The organism is Mycobacterium sp. NPDC050441, assembly GCF_040655355.1.
Lineage (GTDB): Bacteria > Actinomycetota > Actinomycetes > Mycobacteriales > Mycobacteriaceae > Mycobacterium.
In genome coordinates, this window is the sequence record NZ_JBFAJS010000015.1 from 25,246 (window position 1) to 43,718 (window position 18,473).

At 63.8% G+C, this 18,473-nt stretch carries 18 protein-coding genes and 2 pseudogenes; 13 read left to right on the top strand and 7 right to left on the bottom strand.

The features are described 5' to 3' along the window. The first annotated feature begins 99 nt into the window (after positions 1–99). Positions 100–1,605 carry an NCS1 family nucleobase:cation symporter-1 gene (locus AB0I14_RS30785; RefSeq protein WP_358030351.1) on the top strand — a complete coding sequence of 502 codons (1,506 nt, stop codon included), beginning with the start codon at positions 100–102 and terminating at the stop codon, positions 1,603–1,605. Between the two features lie 12 nt (positions 1,606–1,617). Then, positions 1,618–2,340 (top strand): aspartate/glutamate racemase family protein, encoded by a 723-nt coding sequence (locus AB0I14_RS30790; protein WP_358030354.1) that lies wholly within the window; start codon positions 1,618–1,620, stop codon positions 2,338–2,340. 84 nt (positions 2,341–2,424) lie between these two features. On the opposite strand, the gene AB0I14_RS30795 is transcribed toward AB0I14_RS30790, so the two are convergent. Further along, positions 2,425–3,240, bottom strand: coding sequence for a bifunctional allantoicase/(S)-ureidoglycine aminohydrolase (locus tag AB0I14_RS30795; RefSeq protein ID WP_358030356.1), 816 nt, complete (start codon positions 3,238–3,240; stop codon positions 2,425–2,427). Further along, on the bottom strand, positions 3,237–4,514 hold the full coding sequence (locus tag AB0I14_RS30800) for an aldolase (RefSeq protein ID WP_358030358.1): 1,278 nt from the start codon (positions 4,512–4,514) through the stop codon (positions 3,237–3,239). The genes AB0I14_RS30795 and AB0I14_RS30800 overlap by 4 nt, the downstream gene beginning before the upstream one ends. Positions 4,515–4,691: 177 nt before the next feature. On the opposite strand from AB0I14_RS30800, the gene AB0I14_RS30805 reads away from it, so the two are divergent. Beyond that, the gene (locus tag AB0I14_RS30805) at positions 4,692–5,453 is read left to right on the top strand and encodes an IclR family transcriptional regulator (RefSeq protein ID WP_358030361.1); all 762 of its coding nucleotides are present in this window, start codon (positions 4,692–4,694) and stop codon (positions 5,451–5,453) included. A gap of 111 nt (positions 5,454–5,564) precedes the next feature. Beyond that, positions 5,565–6,677, top strand: coding sequence for a serine hydrolase domain-containing protein (locus AB0I14_RS30810; RefSeq protein WP_358030364.1), 1,113 nt, complete (start codon positions 5,565–5,567; stop codon positions 6,675–6,677). Between the two features lie 53 nt (positions 6,678–6,730). On the opposite strand, the gene AB0I14_RS30815 is transcribed toward AB0I14_RS30810, so the two are convergent. After that, positions 6,731–7,816 carry a substrate-binding domain-containing protein gene (locus AB0I14_RS30815; RefSeq protein ID WP_358030368.1) on the bottom strand — a complete coding sequence of 362 codons (1,086 nt, stop codon included), beginning with the start codon at positions 7,814–7,816 and terminating at the stop codon, positions 6,731–6,733. A gap of 134 nt (positions 7,817–7,950) precedes the next feature. Here AB0I14_RS30815 and AB0I14_RS30820 point away from each other — a divergent pair, with 134 nt between their 5' ends. The 7 genes and pseudogenes from AB0I14_RS30820 (at position 7,951) to AB0I14_RS30850 (ending at position 14,353) form a co-directional block, all read left to right on the top strand. Beyond that, positions 7,951–8,364 (top strand): MarR family transcriptional regulator, encoded by a 414-nt coding sequence (locus tag AB0I14_RS30820; RefSeq protein WP_358030371.1) that lies wholly within the window; start codon positions 7,951–7,953, stop codon positions 8,362–8,364. Between the two features lie 165 nt (positions 8,365–8,529). Then, positions 8,530–9,732, top strand: coding sequence for an acetamidase/formamidase family protein (locus AB0I14_RS30825; RefSeq protein ID WP_358030374.1), 1,203 nt, complete (start codon positions 8,530–8,532; stop codon positions 9,730–9,732). Between the two features lie 79 nt (positions 9,733–9,811). Continuing rightward, complete coding sequence (locus tag AB0I14_RS30830; protein WP_358030377.1) at positions 9,812–10,420, top strand: AmiS/UreI family transporter; 609 nt, start codon at positions 9,812–9,814, stop codon at positions 10,418–10,420. A gap of 82 nt (positions 10,421–10,502) precedes the next feature. Further along, positions 10,503–11,312, top strand: a complete 810-nt coding sequence (locus AB0I14_RS30835) for an LLM class F420-dependent oxidoreductase (protein ID WP_358030380.1) — start codon at positions 10,503–10,505, stop codon at positions 11,310–11,312. A 169-nt stretch (positions 11,313–11,481) separates the two neighbouring features. Then, positions 11,482–11,766, top strand: a complete 285-nt coding sequence (locus tag AB0I14_RS30840; protein ID WP_358030383.1) for a GNAT family N-acetyltransferase — start codon at positions 11,482–11,484, stop codon at positions 11,764–11,766. Between the two features lie 167 nt (positions 11,767–11,933). After that, positions 11,934–12,545: a TetR family transcriptional regulator gene (locus AB0I14_RS30845; protein WP_358030386.1), complete on the top strand. Its 612-nt coding sequence runs from the start codon at positions 11,934–11,936 to the stop codon at positions 12,543–12,545. 123 nt (positions 12,546–12,668) lie between these two features. Then, positions 12,669–14,353: pseudogene (locus AB0I14_RS30850) on the top strand (GMC oxidoreductase). Between the two features lie 161 nt (positions 14,354–14,514). On the opposite strand, the gene AB0I14_RS30855 reads toward AB0I14_RS30850, so the two are convergent. Next, a complete protein-coding gene (locus AB0I14_RS30855) occupies positions 14,515–15,051 on the bottom strand; it encodes an AAA family ATPase (protein ID WP_358030388.1) in 537 nt (178 codons plus the stop codon). A gap of 209 nt (positions 15,052–15,260) precedes the next feature. Continuing rightward, positions 15,261–15,896, bottom strand: coding sequence for an HAD family hydrolase (locus AB0I14_RS30860; RefSeq protein ID WP_358030391.1), 636 nt, complete (start codon positions 15,894–15,896; stop codon positions 15,261–15,263). Between the two features lie 89 nt (positions 15,897–15,985). Between AB0I14_RS30860 and AB0I14_RS30865 the strand changes: the two genes are divergently transcribed. Further along, positions 15,986–16,555: an AAA family ATPase gene (locus AB0I14_RS30865; RefSeq protein ID WP_358030393.1), complete on the top strand. Its 570-nt coding sequence runs from the start codon at positions 15,986–15,988 to the stop codon at positions 16,553–16,555. A gap of 138 nt (positions 16,556–16,693) precedes the next feature. After that, on the top strand, positions 16,694–17,071 hold the full coding sequence (locus AB0I14_RS30870) for a VOC family protein (RefSeq protein WP_358030396.1): 378 nt from the start codon (positions 16,694–16,696) through the stop codon (positions 17,069–17,071). 103 nt (positions 17,072–17,174) lie between these two features. On the opposite strand, the gene AB0I14_RS30875 is transcribed toward AB0I14_RS30870, so the two are convergent. Both AB0I14_RS30875 and AB0I14_RS30880 read right to left on the bottom strand, forming a co-directional pair. Next, positions 17,175–17,630, bottom strand: a complete 456-nt coding sequence (locus AB0I14_RS30875) for a DUF742 domain-containing protein (RefSeq protein ID WP_358030606.1) — start codon at positions 17,628–17,630, stop codon at positions 17,175–17,177. A gap of 12 nt (positions 17,631–17,642) precedes the next feature. Beyond that, a pseudogene (locus tag AB0I14_RS30880) lies at positions 17,643–18,161 on the bottom strand (peroxiredoxin); the annotation flags it as partial. Positions 18,162–18,473 lie beyond the last annotated feature (312 nt).

The window sequence follows — 18,473 nt, forward strand, 5'->3', positions numbered from 1 at the left end:
ATACGAGTTACTTACTGCACATGTGGAATATTACTTCCACATAGTGGAATGTTTGCGGCGGCGTCGAGCGTCGTCGCTCCGACCGTGACAGGCGTATCCATGACCACAGAGTCCACCGGGCTCATCGGCGACTCCAGTCGTACCGATGCTGCCCCGTTCGCCGACGTGAGCCCGCATCTGTACAACGCCGATCTCGCGCCCACCAAGCGCGAAGGCCGACGGTGGAGCGCGTACAACATCTTCACGTTGTGGGCGAACGACGTACACAGCCTGGGCAACTATTCGTTCGCCATCGGCCTGTTCGCCCTTGGCCTCGGTGGGTGGCAGATCCTGCTGGTGCTCGGACTCGGTGGCGCCTTCCTCTTCCTGCTGCTCAGCCTGTCCGGGTTCATGGGGGAAAAGACCGGCGTCCCGTTCCCGGTGATGAGCCGCATCTCATTCGGCACCCGCGGCGCGCAGATCCCCGCCGTCATCCGTGGCGCGGTCGCGATCGCATGGTTTGGCATCCAGACGTACCTCGCGTCTGTGGTGCTGCGCATCTTGATCGTCGCGCTCGCACCGTCGGCGGCGACCCTCGACTCGAACAGCTTCCTGGGGTTGTCGACTCTCGGATGGATCTCGTTCCTCGGGTTGTGGGTGATCCAGGTGGTCATCGTCAGCTACGGCATGGAGATGATCCGCAAATACGAGGCGGTCGCCGGTCCGGTCATTCTCATCACGATGGTCGCGCTCGCGATCTGGATGCTCAGCAGCGCCGACTGGTCGATCGCGTGGACCACGCCCGACTCGCTGACCGGCGTCGACATGTGGCTGAAGATCGTCGGCGGCGCCAGCCTGTGGGTCGCGATCTACGGCACCTTCGTCCTCAACTTCTGCGACTTCACCCGTAACGCAAAGTCGAAGCGCGCCATCGTGAAAGGCAACTTCTGGGGCATCCCGCTGAACATGCTGGTGTTCGGCAGCATCGTCGTCACGCTGGCCGGCGCTCAGTTCCGCATCGACGGACGCATCATCGAATCGCCCGCCGACATCGTCAAGGAAGTGCCGAACACCCTGCTGCTGGTGCTCGCCGCACTCGCGCTGCTGATCCTGACCATCGCCGTGAACCTGATGGCGAACTTCGTCGCCCCGATCTATGCGCTCAACAACCTGTTCCCGAAGCACCTGAACTTCCGTCGCGCAGCACTCATCTCGGCCGTCATCGGCCTGGTGATCCTGCCGTGGAACCTGTACAACTCCCCTGCCGTCATCAACTACTTCCTCGGCGGCCTCGGCGCCATCCTCGGGCCGCTGTTCGGCATCATCATGGCCGACTACTGGCTGGTGCGCCGTTCCAAGATCAACGTTCCCGCTCTGTTCTCCACCGATGCGCTGGGTGAATACCACTACGCGAAGGGCATCAACGTGCGTGCCGTGGTCGCCCTCGTCATCACCGCGGTCGTGGCACTCCTGCTCGCATTCGTTCCGGCGTTCAGAGTTGTCTCGGAGTTCTCTTGGTTCATCGGCGCGGGACTCGGTGCGATCGTGTACTTGGCAGTCGCAGACCGCCGAGGACCGTTCCACGATGTCTCCGGCGAACCCATCGCCGTGGCGAGCACGCACTAGACAGGAACCGCCATGAGAATCCTCGTAGCCAACGTCAACACGACGGCCTCGATGACCGACGCGATCGCCGAGTCAGCGCGCGGTGTCGCGTCGCCGGGTACCGAGATCGTCGGCATCACACCGCGCTTCGGCGCGGACTCGTGCGAAGGAAACTTCGAGAGCTATCTCGCCGCCATCGCGGTCATGGACGCGATCACGTCGTACCCCGAGCCGTTCGACGCGGTGATTCAGGCCGGCTACGGCGAGCACGGTCGGGAAGGCCTGCAGGAGTTGCTCGACGTCCCGGTGGTCGACATCACCGAGGCGGCGGCGTCGACAGCGATGTATCTGGGACATAAGTACTCGGTCGTCACCACACTCGACCGCACCGTCCCGCTCATCGCAGACCGTCTCAAGCTCGCGGGACTCGACGCACGATGCGCGTCGGTGCGGGCGTCAGGCCTCGGCGTGCTCGAACTCGAATCAGATCCGGATCGTGCGGTCGAGGCGATCGTCCGCCAGTCGCGAGAGGCAGTCGAGAACGATCACGCCGAAGTGATCTGTCTCGGCTGCGGCGGTATGGCCGAACTCGAAGCGAAGGTGAGGGCAGCGACCGGTGTCCCGATCGTCGACGGAGTTCGCTCGGCGGTCACCATCGCCGAAGGGCTGGTCCGGATGGGTCTGTCCACATCGAAGGTGCGTACCTACGCGACTCCCCGCGAGAAGAAGGTCATCGGCTGGCCATTCCAGTTGTAGGCCAATGCCATAGAAGAAATAGAAGAGACCGGGCGCCCCGCCAGGCGCCCGGTCTCTTCGTCTCCGGGGTCTCGACTGGACCCGTCAGAGCATGATCTGGCGGTTGACGTCCTTGTACAGCAGGTAACGGAAGTTCGACGGCCCGCCGGCGTAGCACGCCTGCGGGCAGAAGGCGCGGAGCGAGAGGAAGTCGCCTTCCTGAACTTCCACCCAGTCTCCGTTGAGGTGATAGACGGCCTTGCCTTCGAGCATCAGGAGGCCGTGTTCCATCACGTGGGTCTCGGCGAACGGAATGGTCGCCCCGGGCTCGAATGTGACGACGTTGACGTGCATGTCGTACGCGAGGTCCTGCGGGTCGAGCATGCGTGTCGTGCGCCATTTGCCGTCGGTCCCCGGCATGGCTGACGGAGTGATGTCCTGCTCGTTGCCGAACTTGACCGACGCCGTGTGACCCTCGATGGCCTCATAGCGCTTGCGGATCCACACGAACGTCGCGTCGACGTCACCGTTGTTGTGGGCCGACCAGTCGGTGCCCGCCGGAAGGTAGGCGAAGCCCCCCTCGGTGAGTGTCTGCGACTGGCCTGCCGCGTCGACGGTGAGCGCACCGGACGTGACGAACAGGAAGCTCTGCACCTCGGGCTGCGGTTCGGGTCGCTGCGCCCCGCCGCCCGGCCTGACCTCGACGATCGCCTGGTAGTACGTCGTCGCACCACCCGCGACCGGGCGGTTGATGATCCACGCGCGCGTATCGGTCCACTCCGGGAACACCGAAGTGACGATGTCCGAGAGGACGCCGCGCGGGATCACCGTGTACGCCTCGGTGACGATGGCGCGGTCGGTCAGCAGATCGGTCTGTGGGGGCAGCCCGCCACGGGGTGTGTAATACGACGCAGTGGTCACTGGATGCTCCTGGTTGTGCGGCCGAGCGCGATGTCACGCACGGTGGACATGGAGAGATCGGTAGCTGTCTCGATCTCGTCGACGGTGAGGGCGCCGCACACGCTGCCCCGATGGATCACGTTGGCGAGCGCGCGGGCGGTGGCCGGCTCGTCCATGACGGTCGAGTCGAGCCGGTGGACGTAGTTACGTAGGCGGGTCGCGGCGGGTGCGAAGGCACCACGGTAGAACGCGTAGGTCGCGAGGTATCGGGTGACGAGTTGGGCGGGGTGCATATCCCAGCCCTGGTAGATACCGCGTTCCAGGTGGCGCCGGACGAGGCGCGCGTGCAGCTTCCACGCCGTGGCGACGTTGGCGGGGTCGCCGACCGGGAGGATGTTGGTCGAGCCGTCGGACATGTGAACACCGGTGCCTGCGACGGCGAGCTGTATGACGTTCTTGGCGTGGTCTGCCGCCGGATGCTCCATCGACTGGTAGGCGGCGGCGATACCGAGGGACGCCGAGTAGTCGTAGGTCCCGTAGTGCAGCGAGCTGACGCGGCCCTGGCCGGCGTGGATGAACTGGGCAACGGGTGCGCGGCCGTCGGCGCCGAGGATCGCCTGCGGTGTTTCGACCTGCACTTCGAAGCGGATGCGCCCGGCCGGCAGTCCGTTCGCTCCTTCCAGTGCGCTCGCGACCACGACCATCGCCTCGACCTGGTCGACGGACGTCACCTTGGGAAGAGTCAGGGTGAGGCCATCGGGGAGGCCGCCGGAGGCGACGAGTCCGCTGACGAACATGTCGAGCGTGCGCAGTCCGCGCGCACGGGTGCCTGCTTCGAAGCACTTGAAGCGGGTGCCGACGAACGGCGTCGAGGTGCCTGCGTCGAGCGCGATCCGCAGTGCGGCGATCGCCTGTGCGACTTCGGCGTCCTCGGTCGCGTCGTCGAAGGTTCCGTAGCCGTCCTCGAAGTCGATCCGGAGGTCTTCGATCGGCTCGGTGGTCAGCTTGTTTTCGACGAGGACTGCGAGAGTGTCGGGTTCACAGTCGGTTCCGCTGCTCGCATCGACGAGTGCCGCCACGGCGTCGAGCCCGCCCCCGTCCTTCGCAGCTGCGAGAGCGGTGGATCCCCAGTCGGCGGGCATCGTCGCCGTGTACCGGTTGCCAGGGATGTAGACCGTGTGGACCGGCTGCCGACGGCCGTCGTCGCCGGGGTATCGGCCAACCAATTGTGCGTCGGCGGCCGAGAGGCGGCGGTCGACGCCGGCCAGCACCGCATCGTCGAGGCGTCGTATCACAGGTGTCCCTTCCCTATCCGGAAGTATCCGCTTAGACAGGATTCCACATTGTGGAGTTTAGCGCGAGGGTCCAAGGTGCAGATTGTGCGTCATTCTCTCAGCATCATTATTCCGTATTGCGGAAATAGTCCTGCACATGTTTGATGGAATGAAAATCAACGGCCGGGAGTGGAATGTATGGCGGAGAAGTCGGGCGGCGTGCAGTCGGTGGAGCGGGCCTTCGAGTTGATGGAATTGATCGGACGGGCGGGCGGAGAGTGCTCGCTGACGGAGTTGTCGGCAGAGTCCCCCTTGCCGCCGCCGACGATTCACCGCCTTCTGCGCACCCTGGTCACCATCGGCTACGTGCGCCAACTGCCCAATCGCCGCTACGCCCTGGGGCCGAGATTGATCCGACTTGGTGAAGTTGCAAACCGCCAGTTGGGCGCGGTCGCCGGTCCGGTGCTGCAGTCGTTGGTCGACGAACTGGCGGAGACAGCGAGTCTCGCGGTGCTTGACGGCGACATGGCGATCTACACCGGGCAGGTTCTGCCCCCGAAGCTGGCGCAGACGAACAGTGAAGTCGGCAAGCGCGTCGGTCTGCACACCTCCGGCGTGGGCAAGGCGATCTTGGGCGAGTTGGATGATGCGCGCATTCTGAAACTGGTCACGCAGTCTGGGCTTCCCGCACCGACCGAGAGCAGTGCGTCGACCCTCTCCGCGATGTTTGCGAACGTCGAACGCGTGCGCGTCGACGGCTATGCGATCGACGACGAGGAGCTCGCGATTGGGGTTCGCTCCGTCGCGATGGCGGTGCCCGGTGCTCCGACTCCGATGGCAATCGGCATCTCCGGGCCCTCGGCTCAGATCAGTGAGGAATTGATCGCTCGAGCCGTTCCCGCACTGAAGAAGGCGACCGGGGTGATCTCGGAGGCCCTGATCGGAGCGAGGGAGCAGTAAACCGTCGGCCTGTGCACTTCCGCGATCCGCGCTCGGCCAATACTAGAACGTGTTCTAATTCGGGATATGTCCAGTTCAGCGGCGGGGCACGCTGACCCCGCGTTTGCGGAAGTGAAGGCTGTCTTTGAAGCAGGTTTAGCCAACGGCGACGACCTCGGCGCCGCGGTGGCGGTGTTCGTCGACGGTCGTGCGGTGGTGGATCTGTGGGGAGGCATCGCCGACAAACGGACCGGACGCCCTTGGACGCGCGACACCGCTTGTCCGACCTTTTCCTGCACCAAGGGTGTGACGGCGACCGCTGCTCTCATGGTCGCCCAGCAATGCGGCCACGGTGTCGACGACCCGGTGAGCGCCTGGTGGCCGGAATTCGCACAACACGACAAGCACGAGACCACGCTGGGCGACCTGATGGCCCACCAGGCCGGATTGCCCGTCTTGGAGTGCCAGGTTTCGGTGGCCCAAGCCGCGGATCCCGCGGCCATGGCCGGCCTGTTGGCGGGCCAATCCCCGCTGTGGCAGCCCGGGACCGAACATGGTTATCACGCTTTGTCTTTCGGCTGGCTGGTCGGCGAATTCGTGCGCCGCCACAGCGATATGACGGTCGGCGAGTTCACCCGGCGCCACTTGGGCGATCGACTGTTCATGGGCGCATCCGGTGCGGCAGTGCCCGACGTTGCCCGGATCAGTTCGCCCCCGCCCGAGCAGCGTATCTGGAGTGTCGAGAACGCGCCGCCGATACCGGACGACACCGTCGCCGAGATGGTGACCGCCATGTCCGATCCAGAATCACTGTTTATCCGGGCATCATCGAATCCCGTTGCGTCCTACAATGATCCAGAAGTATTGGCGGCCGGCTGGCCCGCGGCCGGCCTGGTCACCACCGCTCGTGATCTGGCCAAGTTCTATGGCGACCTGATCGGCGGAACCCTGGTCGCCCCCGGTCCGCTGCGGGAGGCGATCACCGAACGCGTACGCGGCAACGACCGGGTGCTGCGCTTGGAAAGTGCATTCGGGCTCGGCTACATGCTGCCGTCGCAGAACTTCGTGGTGCCAGAAGCTGCACAACGGACTGCTTTTGGTCACCCGGGGGCCGGTGGCGCGGTGGGACTGGCAGATCTCGAACACAAGGTAGCTTTCGCCTTCGTGCCCAATCTGCGCCGCGATTGGCTGGCCGGCGATCGCCGTGCCTATCGACTCATCGCCGCGGTGTACGACGCGCTATGACAACACGACGCAAACTGACGCGCGCGATGCCCCATCCCACGCGACTCAGGACGCTAGCTCTGCACCAACGGCTCAGGCAACGTCGCGATGATGTCGAAGTCGTAATGGTCGGCACGGGCGATGTGCACCTGCTGACGGGAGCGGCCTACACCGAGGTGCACCGTGCCACGGGGGCCGTTGTAGGTCACTCCCCGCTGTTCGATCGTCGCGAGAATCTGATGAGAATCGATGCTGTGCACTGCGTTTGCGCTCGCCGCCAGCGCCAGGATTCCCTCGTAGCATGATTCCGCGGCGTTGTTCAAAGCTGGTGCGTGCGGACCGAACCGATCCAGGTAAGAGCCGGTGAAGTCCATCGCCGACGCGGTGGACAGACTGTTGAAGTAGGCGGCGGCGACATACAGGTTGCTGGTCGCGGAATGGCCTGATGCGAGAAGCATGTTCTCCTCCATGAGTGGGGAGAACCTCACCATCCGGTCTTGCATACCGCTCGCGGCGAACTGCCGATTGAACAGCACCGCGTCGCGTCCCACCAACAGCATGATCACCGCGTCGCAGCTGCTGCGTTCCAGATCGCGCAGCACACCGGCGAAGTCGCGGCAGCCGTAGCGCACATAGAGTTCACCGACAATGTTTGAGTGCGACGCTTCGGCATACGCTCGTACGGCCCGAGAAGTGCGCCGCGGCCAGACGTAGTCTGAGCCCACGATGGTCCAACGGTGCAAACCGAGGTGCTCGGTGAGCCATCTCAACCCCGGGAGCACCTGCATCGCCGGGGTCTCCCCCGGGCAGAGCACTGCCTCTCCGACAGCACCTTCGTGCAGCGACGTATAGACGTAGGGGATATTCAGCTGCGCCAGCACTGGGGCCATGTGCTGTCTAACCGTAGAGATATGCCAACCGACCACCGCGTGTACCGCACCGGCCTGAACGCGCTGCATCGTGTGGTCGCAGAACTCCTCCACCGGTGCCCCGGCGTCCAGCACTTCGACCTCCACCGGCCTGCCCAGAATGCCGTCGGTGTTGTTCAGCCGGGCGACAGCCAATTCGGCGACAGCCTCACAGGATGGGCCGAATATCCCACCCGGGCCCTGCAGCGGGATGGCGAGGCCGATGCGGAACACATCCGTGTTGCAACCCACACGTCACCTTCTTTGGTCGACTGACCCCGGGCAGTTATGTTCAAATGAAACTGAGTGTTCGACAATATTTCCCCGTGTTCGATGGCGCGTCAAGGGCTGGCGACCGGGTGCGGATCGGAGTTTGGATCGTTTCGATGGCGAAGGAATTCGAGAAGCTGGCGTCGCTGCTGCTGGACCGCGCGGCGCGCCTCGAGCGGGCCATCGGCGCCAGCTTGTCGGGGACCGGGCTGGCGGTGCCGCACTGGTTGGTGCTTGGGGCGATTCATCGAGCCTCCGACGGGCTGACCATGACCGGCCTGGCGGACATCATCGGCCTGCCCGGCGCCACCCTCACGCGCAGCGTGGACCGACTTGTCGACCAAGCGTTGCTTCACCGAACCATTGACTCGCTGGATCGCCGGCGAGTGCTCGTGCACCTCACCGACCGCGGCCGATCGACCTACCAAGCCATCTCTCCCCGGGTCGACGACGCCATCGAATCGGAGCTACGCGATCTGGCCTCGTGGGAGCACCAGGCACTGGCCGGCCTGCTGACCAAACGCAGCTAACAGCGCCGAACACCCACTTCCGCCGCCTCCACCCGCTGCGCATCGCGCCGCTGACTGTTCCTCTGTGACGCCTGGCCACCCCGGGCCGGGTCGAGCTCGCTCCTTGTTTTATTTCCAAATGGAGATAATGTGTGGTCCGTCACGTCCCCGAACAGAGGAAGCAACATGACCGAACCCACCGACTTCACCCGCTCCGGCGTATCCCGATTTCCCAACCGCGACCTCGGTGTCAAACGCTTCTCCTGCGAGGTCGGCGTCCCGCTGGCCAAGCAGAAGCACCTCGGGCACAACCGCTGGCACCCGGACATCCCGCCCCTGATCGAAGTCGGTCTCGGCGACGAACTGATTCTGGAGAGCGGCGGCTACGACGATTACCAACTGCAGGATGTCGACGACGACGCCGACATCCACACGTTCGACCTGACCCGGACCCACCCTCTCACCGGCCCTGTCAAGGTCGATGGAGTCAAGGCCGGAGACTTGTTGGTAGTCGATATCCTTGACGTTCAGCCACTTTCGGGCATCGGTTACTCCAACATCCTGCCCGGCATGGGTGGCCCCCTAGCCGCATCATTTCCGGACGGATACAAGACCATCTGGGATCTGCACGGCTTGTTTGCCACCAGCCGCCAGATTCCCGGTGTGGAAATCCCCGCGATCAGTCACCCTGGCATCATCGGGGTCGCACCCTCGCATGACCTGCTGCGCACCTGGAATGAACGCGAAGATCCCTTCATCGCAGACGGTTTGGCCGCACCTCGCGCGGACGCCAGGGACACCGCCGTCCTTCGCGATCTTGAGGGGGACGAATGGGCGCGTATCGCCGAATCCGCCGCCCGAACCATCCCGCCTCGTGAGAACGGCGGGAACATGGACATCAAGAACCTCTCGCGCGGTTCGCGTGTCTACTTCCCGGTGTTCGTCGACGGAGCACTGTTCTCCAGCGGCGACTTCCACTTCGCCGAAGGCGACGGCGAAATCACCTGGAACGCAATCGAGATGGACGGTGCCGGCTGGTATCGATTCAACGTGATCAAGGACGGGATGGCCCGCTACGGCGTGCGAACCCCGATGTTCCGGCCCTCCCCGGTCGACCCGCAGTTCGGCACCAGGTACATCTCATTCACCGGCCTGTCTGCGGGCGGCCGTGAACAGAAGTACCTCGACACCACCATGGCCGTGACTCAAGTCGTCGAGCAGGCGATCGACTACCTCGGAAAGTTCGGTTACACCCCGGAGCAGGCCTACACCATCATTTCGGTGGCCCCATGTGAGATGCACGTCGGTGGAGTCGTCGACATTCCGAACGCCGCAGTCGTCCTGAAGATCCCGCTGGACATCTTCGACAAGGACATCCTCCCCCACTAGCAGTCGACCGACGGACGCGACGGCGCCCGGCCGGCAATCCCGGCCGGGCGAGACCTCCTGAAACGAAACGAGATCACTGATGGCCAACATCGGACTGTTCTATGTGGGCGCCGTGCTGATCGTGAACGGTGTCATGCTGCTGGGCTGGATAAGCCCTCGCGGAGCCGCTCCCCTGAACCTCTTCGTCGGCCTGATGCAAGTTTTCACCCCGACGTATCTAGTGCTCACCGCCGGTGGTGACCTCGCTGTCATCCATGCCGCCGCCGGACTCTATTTGTTCGGCTTCACCTATCTGTGGGTCGGCATCAACGCACTGGCGGACCTGCCGGGGCACGGCTTGGGTTGGTTCTCGCTCTTTGTCGCGGTGGCGGCGATCGCCTATTCGGCACAGAGCTTCGCTGCCGACGCCCCCGTATTTGGGGTCATCTGGCTTGCATGGGCAGCGTTGTGGACGCTGTTCTTCCTACTGCTGGGTTTGGAGAAGACCGGCCTGACCACGATCACCGGAATCGTTGCAGTGGTCGAAGGCGCGATCACTGCCGCACTGCCCGCCTGGTTCGCGCTGGACGGAGCCTTTCGCGACTCTTGGCCGGTCGCACTCGTCGGTGCTGGCGTTGGCGCGGCGCTCATGGTCGCTGTCGGCAGAGCTGCCAGGTACGTCCGGCCGGTGACAGCCCCGGTTCCCTAACCGGGGACGTGCCGATCCGGAATAAAAGTCACACCCAGTCCACTTGCCTCCTGCGTCGCCCTTCCCCGACTCAGGAGCACCCATGACCCGTCCTGTTCGCGTCGCCGTGCAGATCCAGCCCGGCGGCACGCCCGATTACCGCACGTGGCGCGACGCCGTCCTGGCCGCCGACGATCTCGGCGTCGACGTGATCTTCGGCTACGACCACTTCCACCGCCCGGCGCTGCAGGCGCTCGTCGACGGCAAGCCCATCCTGTTCGACGAGCAGCCCGACGTTGCCAACTTCGAGGGCTGGACCGCGCTCGCGTCGTGGGGTGAGATCACCTCGCACGCCGAGATCGGGCTCCTCGTCACCGGCGTCGGGTACCGCAACCCGGACCTGCTCGCCGACATGGCGCGCACCGTCGACCACATCAGCGGCGGCCGGCTCATCCTTGGCCTCGGCGCCGGATGGTACGAAAAGGACTACACCACATACGGTTACGACTTCGGCACCTTCGGCTCCCGCTTCGATCTGTTCGACGAGAGCCTCATCCGCATCGAGAACCGGCTGGCTGCACTGATCCCGCCGCCCGTGCGCAAGCTGCCGATCCTCATCGGCGGCACTGGCCCCAAGCGTTCGCTGCCCGCCGTTGCCAGGCATGCCGATATCTGGCACGCGTTCCACGACCTCGACGCGTTCCGCAAATCCAGCGACCGCGTCGACGAGCTGGCAGTGACGTTCGGCCGCAACGGCGCCGATATCGAACGCTCGACGCTATGGCAGAACGCCGACAGCGCCGATGCCTTCCGCGAAGCCGGCGTCACGCTGTTCCAGATCGAACTCACCTCCGACAACGGTTACGACCTCACGTCTCTCAAGCAGGTGATCACATGGCGGGACAACGGGTGACGCTGATCAAACGTGTGTGCTTCACGGCTCGGTCGGGCTAGGCAATATCACCGGAACAATCACGGTTGATCCCCCGCCGATTCGCCTGGTGCGCGCACGGGACCAATTGTGCGGTAGCCGAATATCTGCATCCGTTGCCCCTGACCGAACCATTGCCCTGATTGCGTCAGTGCGACTGCAGATCGACGGCGACAAGGCCGAACTGCGCCGTACATGTGTTGCCCCTGACCGACAAGGCGAAGGTCTCGGCACAGCCCTGTCCGCCATGGCCGAAAAGATGATGCCCGAACATGTTTCGACCATCACGTTGTTCACTGGCGAGCACAGCGAAAGCAACCTGAGGTTGTATCGCCGCCTGGGTTACCACGAGACCAGCCGGAAGCCGCCGGTGTGTACGACCTGGTCTATATGGCCAAACAGATCAGATGACACCCCAACGTCAGCCCTGACGTGACGCCGTATGCGTCGAAATCAGCGATCACGCCCCGGGAGCCCGAAAGACTTCGACGAGCTCCGGTGGGCCAAGTCGTGATCTCGCGATAGACGGTCAACGACCCATGCTGCGAGTTTGGCTTCTCGGATTGCACCGAATTGCTCGTGATCAGCCAGTTAGAGTCGCATATGGCAAGGACCCAGCGGCAACGTAGCGAGGAAACGGTCGCCGGGCTGCTTGACGCGTGCATCGGCACAATTATCGAGGTTGGCTATGCCCGAGCCTCGGCTGCCTTGATTGCCAAGCGCGCGCACGTGTCCGACGGCGCCCTGTTCCGCCATTTTCCGACGATGAGGGAACTGATGGCGGCGACCCTGCGGGAGGCCGGGCGACGGCAACTGGAGTTGTACACGAGCCGGATTGCAAATATCCCTGCGGAAACGCAAGGGCCGGAAGCAGTTCTGCGGATTCTGCGTGACATCACCCATAACCCGACGAATGGGGTCATCTACGAGCTATTGGTGGCCGCCCGGACCGACGAAAAGCTGCGGGGCCTGCTCCGAGACGAAATCGACCTGTATCAGCAGAAGATTTTCGACGCCGCGAAGTCGGTGCCGACCGACGGCCTGGATGACCTCGACGCAGAGGACTTCGGGGCCATGGTGACTGTGCTGATCAACGCATTCGACGGCGCCGCCATATTCCAAGACGTGCTGTCGCACAGCGCCGTTGTCGAGCAGCGCCGGATCACGCTACTAACGTCGTTGCTGAGTGCCACCCGACCAGGCCAGGGGCAATGAGTGGTTCACCGACCTGTCACGATGACCGCGTAGCGAAGAAACATCTTCGGGTCGCCATCCGTCCCCTGAACCAGATCAAGGCACTAGGACACGCATCCGACGCCATGGAGGAATGATGCCGGAATGAGCCCCGCCGCCGAATTCGACTTCGTCATCGTAGGAGCGGGCAGTGCCGGCTGTCTGCTCGCCAATCGGCTCAGCGCCAACCCTGATCACCGGGTGCTGTTGATCGAAGCCGGCGGCAAAGACGACTGGTTCTGGATCAAGGTGCCGGTTGGCTATCTGTACACAATTGCCAACCCCCGCACCGACTGGTGCTTCACGACCGAGCCGACCCAGGTCTGGCCGGCCGCAGCATTCACTACGCCCGGGGCCGCGTGATCGGCGGCTGCTCATCCATCAACGCGATGATCCACATGCGCGGACAGTCAAGCGATTACGACCTGTGGGCACAGGCCACCGGTGACGCACGATGGCTGTGGGGTGGGCCGGACCGTCCTGGCGAGACACTGGCGATCTACAAGGAGTTGGAAGACTATTTCGGCGGAGCCGATGACTGGCACGGCACCGGTGGAGAGATCCGCGTTGAGCGGCCGCGGGTGCGCTGGAAGATCTTGGACGCCTGGCAGGCCGCCGCTGCCCAGATGGGCATTGCCCCGATCGAGGAGTTCAACCGGGGCGACAACTCCGGCAGCGCCTACTTTCACGTCAACCAACGGCGGGGCCGCCGCTGGTCGATGGCCGATGCGTTCCTGCATCCCATCGCCCACCGACCCAATCTCACCGTCTACACCCAGACCCAGGCCTTGGGGCTGCTGATGGACAACCAGGTCGACGACCATCAGCGGCGCGGCGCGTGGACCACAGCTCAGCACCGCGTCACCGGCCTGCGTCTGATCAAAGACGGTCAGATCGTCGACGTCCGTGCCCGCCGCGAGGTGATCTTGAGCGCTGGATCGATCGGCTCGCCGCATCTCATGCAGGTTTCTGGTCTCGGCCCGGCCGAGCTGCTTGCCCAGCATCAGGTGCCGGTGGCCGTCGATCTGCCAGGAGTGGGTGAAAACCTCCAGGACCACCTACAGATTCGAACGATCTACCGGGTCCAGGGCGCCCGTACCGTCAACACGCTGTACCGGAATTGGATCACCCGTGGCGGCATGGGACTTCAGTACCTGACGCTGAGATCAGGACCGATGACCATGCCGCCTTCCACGCTGGGAGCCTTCGCGAAAAGCGATCCCGCACTGGCAAGTCCCGATCTGGAGTGGCACGTGCAGCCGTTGTCGTTGCCCAAGTTCGGCGAACCGCTACACCGTTTCGGAGCGATCACTCCTTCAGTCTGCAACCTGCGCCCCAGCTCGCGCGGCCACGTGCGCATGGCCAGTGCCGATCCGTTGACCAACCCAAAGATCGCCTGCAACTACCTGTCGACTGACGCCGATCGCCAAATCGCCGTGAAGGGTCTCCGGATGACCCGCGAGATCATGGCGGCGCCAGCGCTAGCCCCCTATGGCCCGCAAGAGTTGCTGCCCGGCCCGCAACTGGTAAGCGACGAAGACCTGCAGAAGGCTGCCAGTGAACTCGGTACAACAATCTTCCACCCGGTGGGCACCTGTGCGATGGGCGCCTTTGACGCACAAGGTCTTCCGCGGTCAGCCGCCACGGTGCTCGACACCGACTGTCGTGTCTACCGCGTCGCCGGCCTTCGAGTGGCCGATGCTTCGGCGATGCCCACCATCACTTCCGGCAACACCAACGCACCGGTCATGCTGATTGCAGAGCGCGCTGCGCGGGCGATCCTGGGCTAACCCGGCCTGAGCAAGCTGACGCACAAAGGACGAGACCGATGGCTGTCGCTACTAGCAGCGGCGGATTGCAGCGGCTAACTCGCCTCACGCTCAGAGCCTAGGCTCCAAAGGCGATGTCGCGGACCTGATGGCCCTGTTAACTACGTGTGGCGTTGCCTGAGTTAGAGGTGCAGGCGAAACCTGTTGAACGTAATGGCGTCAGTGACGCGTTCGAGGGTGCGGTGCGCGTCTTCTGCCGATGTGTCGAGCACGTGCGGCTCGTAGTCACCCAAGGACGCGAATTGGTCCCACATCGTGACAATCGGCTGCTCGTCGACGAGCGCATCGGGGGCCGTTCGCGCTTGGGCGCGCGCCAGTGAGATGTCTCGGTCGGGCCGAAGTACTACGTAGTGGAGGGCGATATCGGGTGTGTGGCCGCGGAAGTGGTCGAGCATCCACGGCCCGACGATGCCGTCGAGCACTGTGGTGAATCCGCCTGCTGCATAGGTGAAGGCGGCTCCGGCGATGACGTTCATGACCGTCTGGTTTTGGGCGGCGGATGCTGGTTCGTATGGTGGGACCGCTCCGGCGACGATGTAGTGCCAGAAGTCGTCGGTATGTAGGTGCACGCCCCGCTCGAAGTTCCGGGCGAGCGCATCCGCGACCGTGCTCTTCCCTGCTCCAGGCGGGCCGGTCAGAATGATTACCGTTCCGTCCATCCGATGAGCCCCTTTCGATGCCGACGCGCTTAGCCAGCAGGTCAGTTTTCTTCGGCTCGGCGGGTCCTGTCAATTGAGAATGGGCCGAGGAGGTGATCTGGCCCGGCCCCCGGTTGGTTAGCTGGCTGCTGCGGCTTCGGTGTGGGCGAGTCGTCTTGCCATCTTTCAACCGTTGGCGTCGGTCACTTCTGACCGCTTGAGCGCCGCTCTCAACTGTGGTTGGCACTCAGGAGCATTGTCAGTTCATGCAACGAGTCCACGCGTAGATCAGCTAGTCCCGCTTCATCTTTGAGTGCGTGAAGGTAGCCCCACGGGCCACGTCGCACGAACGCCGTACGCATCCCTGCCGCACGAGCGGGCAGCACGTCATTATCGAGGCGATCGCCCACATACAAGATGTTCTCGGCGGGAACGCACGCTTCCGAGATCACACGGACGAAAAACGCCGGATCTGGCTTGGCCACTCCCCACGCTGCTGACGAAGCAACAAAATCGGCATCCAAGCCGGCCGCGCAAAGCACCTGCTCGATCACTGCAGGCTGGTTGCCCGCGACACCGACAGTCAACCCGACCCGACGCACCGTTGCGACACACCCCAGCGCATCCGGATACAGCTCTACTAGAGCAGGGTCGACGCCTACCACCGGGCGATCGACACCAATCACATCCCACAGATCGTGATGATCTCTGCCCGTCGCGATCAAGGCCCCCACCACAGCGCACAACGTGAACGGCGTCAAACCCAACGGCGCCGCCAGTGCAGTCCACATCCGCGTTTCATCGACCAGAGTCTCACCCACGTCGAACACCACACACCGGATCTGCGACAAGAACCCCGACCCCACACACCCAGGGTGTCACACCCGATCGATCCGCTGGCCACGGCTTCGCGCGGCCCGGTCGGCCGCTGCGAGTCTGGATTAGAATCGGGCAAGTGTTGTCAGCATTCGACCCGATCACCTGGCAGCCGCGGCGCATCGCCATCGCTGGAGTTACGGGATCGGGCAAAACGACGTTGGCCGACCGTGTTTCCAACCGCCTGGGACTCCCCTACATCGAGATTGACAGCCTGTTCCACGGCCCCGATTGGCAGCCGCGAGACGAATTCGTCGATGACGTGCACAGAATCATTTCTGCCGATTCGTGGGTCATTGAGTGGCAGTATGCAGCGGTCCGCGACGAGATTGCCGAGCGCGCTGACACGATGCTGTGGCTCGACCCTCCAACACCACTGACGCTCTATCAGTTGACGCGCCGCACGATGCGCAGGCGGATCCGGCGGGTAGAGCTGTGGAATGGCAATTACGAAGGGCCCCTGCACAAATTCTTCAGCGACCCCGACCACATCGTGCGCTGGGGAATCCGAACCCGCAACAAGTGCCGTGACCGGGTGCCAGCTGTCGACGCACTACACCCGCATCTGCACGTCGTGCGCCTCTCCTCCCGGCGCGACAGCGAATACTGGGTCAGCCGTGCCGCTACCCGCCCGTCACGGCCACGCTGAGCCGGATTCCGTTCTCATCAGATCAGGCTCACACCGCCGACTACGCCGATCGCTGATGACAGCGAATCAACCTGCCTCACAAGCTGGCCGGCAAGGCGATGAGTCTCGTTGAGCGGCGGAGTCCAACTGAGTATGACGATGACAACGAGAGTGCTGAGTGTGTCGGTTCCGGTGTCTGATCAGGATGCCGCGCTGAAGTTCTACACCGAGGTGCTGGGATTCGAACTCCGCACCGACGTGGAGGTCTGGCCTGGTGCGCGCCTGATTGAGGTCGTACCGCCGGGCTCGAGTGTCGCCCTGGTGCTGCTGCCGCACGACAGCCAGATTCCGATCGCGATCCGGATGGGCACCCCAGATGCCCAACAGGCCCACGACAAGATCCGCGCGACCGGGGTGACCCTGCACAACAAGGAGTTGGTCCGGATGGAGGGAATACCGGCGATGTTCTCTTTCACCGACCCCGACGGCAACGGCTTGGTCTACCTCGAGGACACCGACCAGAGTGAGTCCCGCTGACCAACCGATCATGGCGGCGAATTCTGTTGTGTAGCAGGGTGGCAGGCGGGGCACTTGGATTTGCCCCCGGCGATTTACGTAGGCGCGCCCACCGGACTCCCCGTCAGAGGGCTCGTAGGCCCCGCAGGGTCCTTGCTATCAGTTCGCGTCGTTCGTCGAGTGTCATCGGGTCACCAAGGGAGGCGTGAACCCGCAAGTAACCCTGTGTCACCAAGTCGTCGACCAGGAACCGCGTCGCACCGAGCGGCAAGGACAGATGAGCGGCGATCTCTGCGACCGTGGTGCCGCGCGCACACCCCGTCATGATCTGTTCCCGCACATCGTTTTTCGGCCACTGCGGCGGCTTCGCTGTGGCATTCAGCGCTTCCACCGGCGCCTCGAGTGCCAGTTCGACACCAGAGTCGATCCGGCCTGCCGTCAGTGTCTTTCGCCCGATCAAGGTCGATCTGTCAGCGTCTTCCGATCCATTGAACCAGTCGTCGGTCGGTTCACCCTTCCCCTCCGACGGCTGATTCGTGTCGGTGTGCTTCTCTCGAGCATCTGCTGAACTAGACGGCACCTTGTGGTTCGCCAAGAACGACAAGGCCTGGTCGGCGTGTACCGATGCGCGCAGTTCGCTGGAGATGACTTTGAGTATGGTGCGGTCGGTATCAATGACAAAAGTGGCCCGTCGGACCGGCATCAGCCGGGCCAGCAAGCCACGGCGCCGAGCGTGCCGGCCACGCCGGGCTTCGCCACCCGCCACGACCGATCTACGCCACTTGGCGAGCCTGCCTCGGCGCATCCCGAACAGCTCGCACACAATGCTGTCCGGATCCGAGAGCAGCGGATAGTCGAATGAGCGCTGTTGGGCGAAATGGGCCTGTTTGTCGACGGTGTCGGTGCTGATGCCCACCCGCTGGGCGCCCACCTCGGTGAACTTGTTGCTCAGGTCCCGAAAATGACAGGCCTGGGCAGTACAGATCGGTGAGGACGCCAGTGGGAAGAAGAACAGCACAACCGGCCCCTCGGAGAGGAGCGCGGAGAGTGACCGAGGCCGACCGGTGTGGTCACACAGAGTGAAATCAGGCGCCCTCTCGCCCGCAATCATCGGCAAAGACTAACGCGGGGAGCTCTGCGCGACACACGACTCGGAGAGTTCGGATCGATCGCGCCCTGATAGGCGACGGGCGGAGGGTAGTCCTTACTGACCGGTGCGCCGGTGTATAGACCGACTCCAAACGTGTCGATGCCGAATCGTCCGGCTGGCGTTGATCGCCTTGTCGTCCCGCTCAATCCCAGCGATCGCCGCGTCAGTCAATTCCACCGAGGACACTTCACCGGCGCGCAATACGACCGCCAACTCGTGGGCCGACTGAAAATTCCACTCCATGAATCCGGCGCTAAAGGCCCACGATCGAAG

What these genes read in the sequence shown, in the direction of transcription:
- AB0I14_RS30785 (WP_358030351.1), top strand. Translation starts at nt 100, where the DNA reads ATGACCACAGAGTCCACCGGGCTCATCGGCGACTCCAGTCGTACCGAT.
- AB0I14_RS30790 (WP_358030354.1), top strand. Translation starts at nt 1,618, where the DNA reads ATGAGAATCCTCGTAGCCAACGTCAACACGACGGCCTCGATGACCGAC.
- AB0I14_RS30805 (WP_358030361.1), top strand. Translation starts at nt 4,692, where the DNA reads ATGGCGGAGAAGTCGGGCGGCGTGCAGTCGGTGGAGCGGGCCTTCGAG.
- AB0I14_RS30820 (WP_358030371.1), top strand. Translation starts at nt 7,951, where the DNA reads ATGGCGAAGGAATTCGAGAAGCTGGCGTCGCTGCTGCTGGACCGCGCG.
- AB0I14_RS30825 (WP_358030374.1), top strand. Translation starts at nt 8,530, where the DNA reads ATGACCGAACCCACCGACTTCACCCGCTCCGGCGTATCCCGATTTCCC.
- AB0I14_RS30830 (WP_358030377.1), top strand. Translation starts at nt 9,812, where the DNA reads ATGGCCAACATCGGACTGTTCTATGTGGGCGCCGTGCTGATCGTGAAC.
- AB0I14_RS30835 (WP_358030380.1), top strand. Translation starts at nt 10,503, where the DNA reads ATGACCCGTCCTGTTCGCGTCGCCGTGCAGATCCAGCCCGGCGGCACG.
- AB0I14_RS30845 (WP_358030386.1), top strand. Translation starts at nt 11,934, where the DNA reads ATGGCAAGGACCCAGCGGCAACGTAGCGAGGAAACGGTCGCCGGGCTG.
- AB0I14_RS30855 (WP_358030388.1), bottom strand. Translation starts at nt 15,051, where the DNA reads ATGGACGGAACGGTAATCATTCTGACCGGCCCGCCTGGAGCAGGGAAG.
- AB0I14_RS30870 (WP_358030396.1), top strand. Translation starts at nt 16,694, where the DNA reads ATGACAACGAGAGTGCTGAGTGTGTCGGTTCCGGTGTCTGATCAGGAT.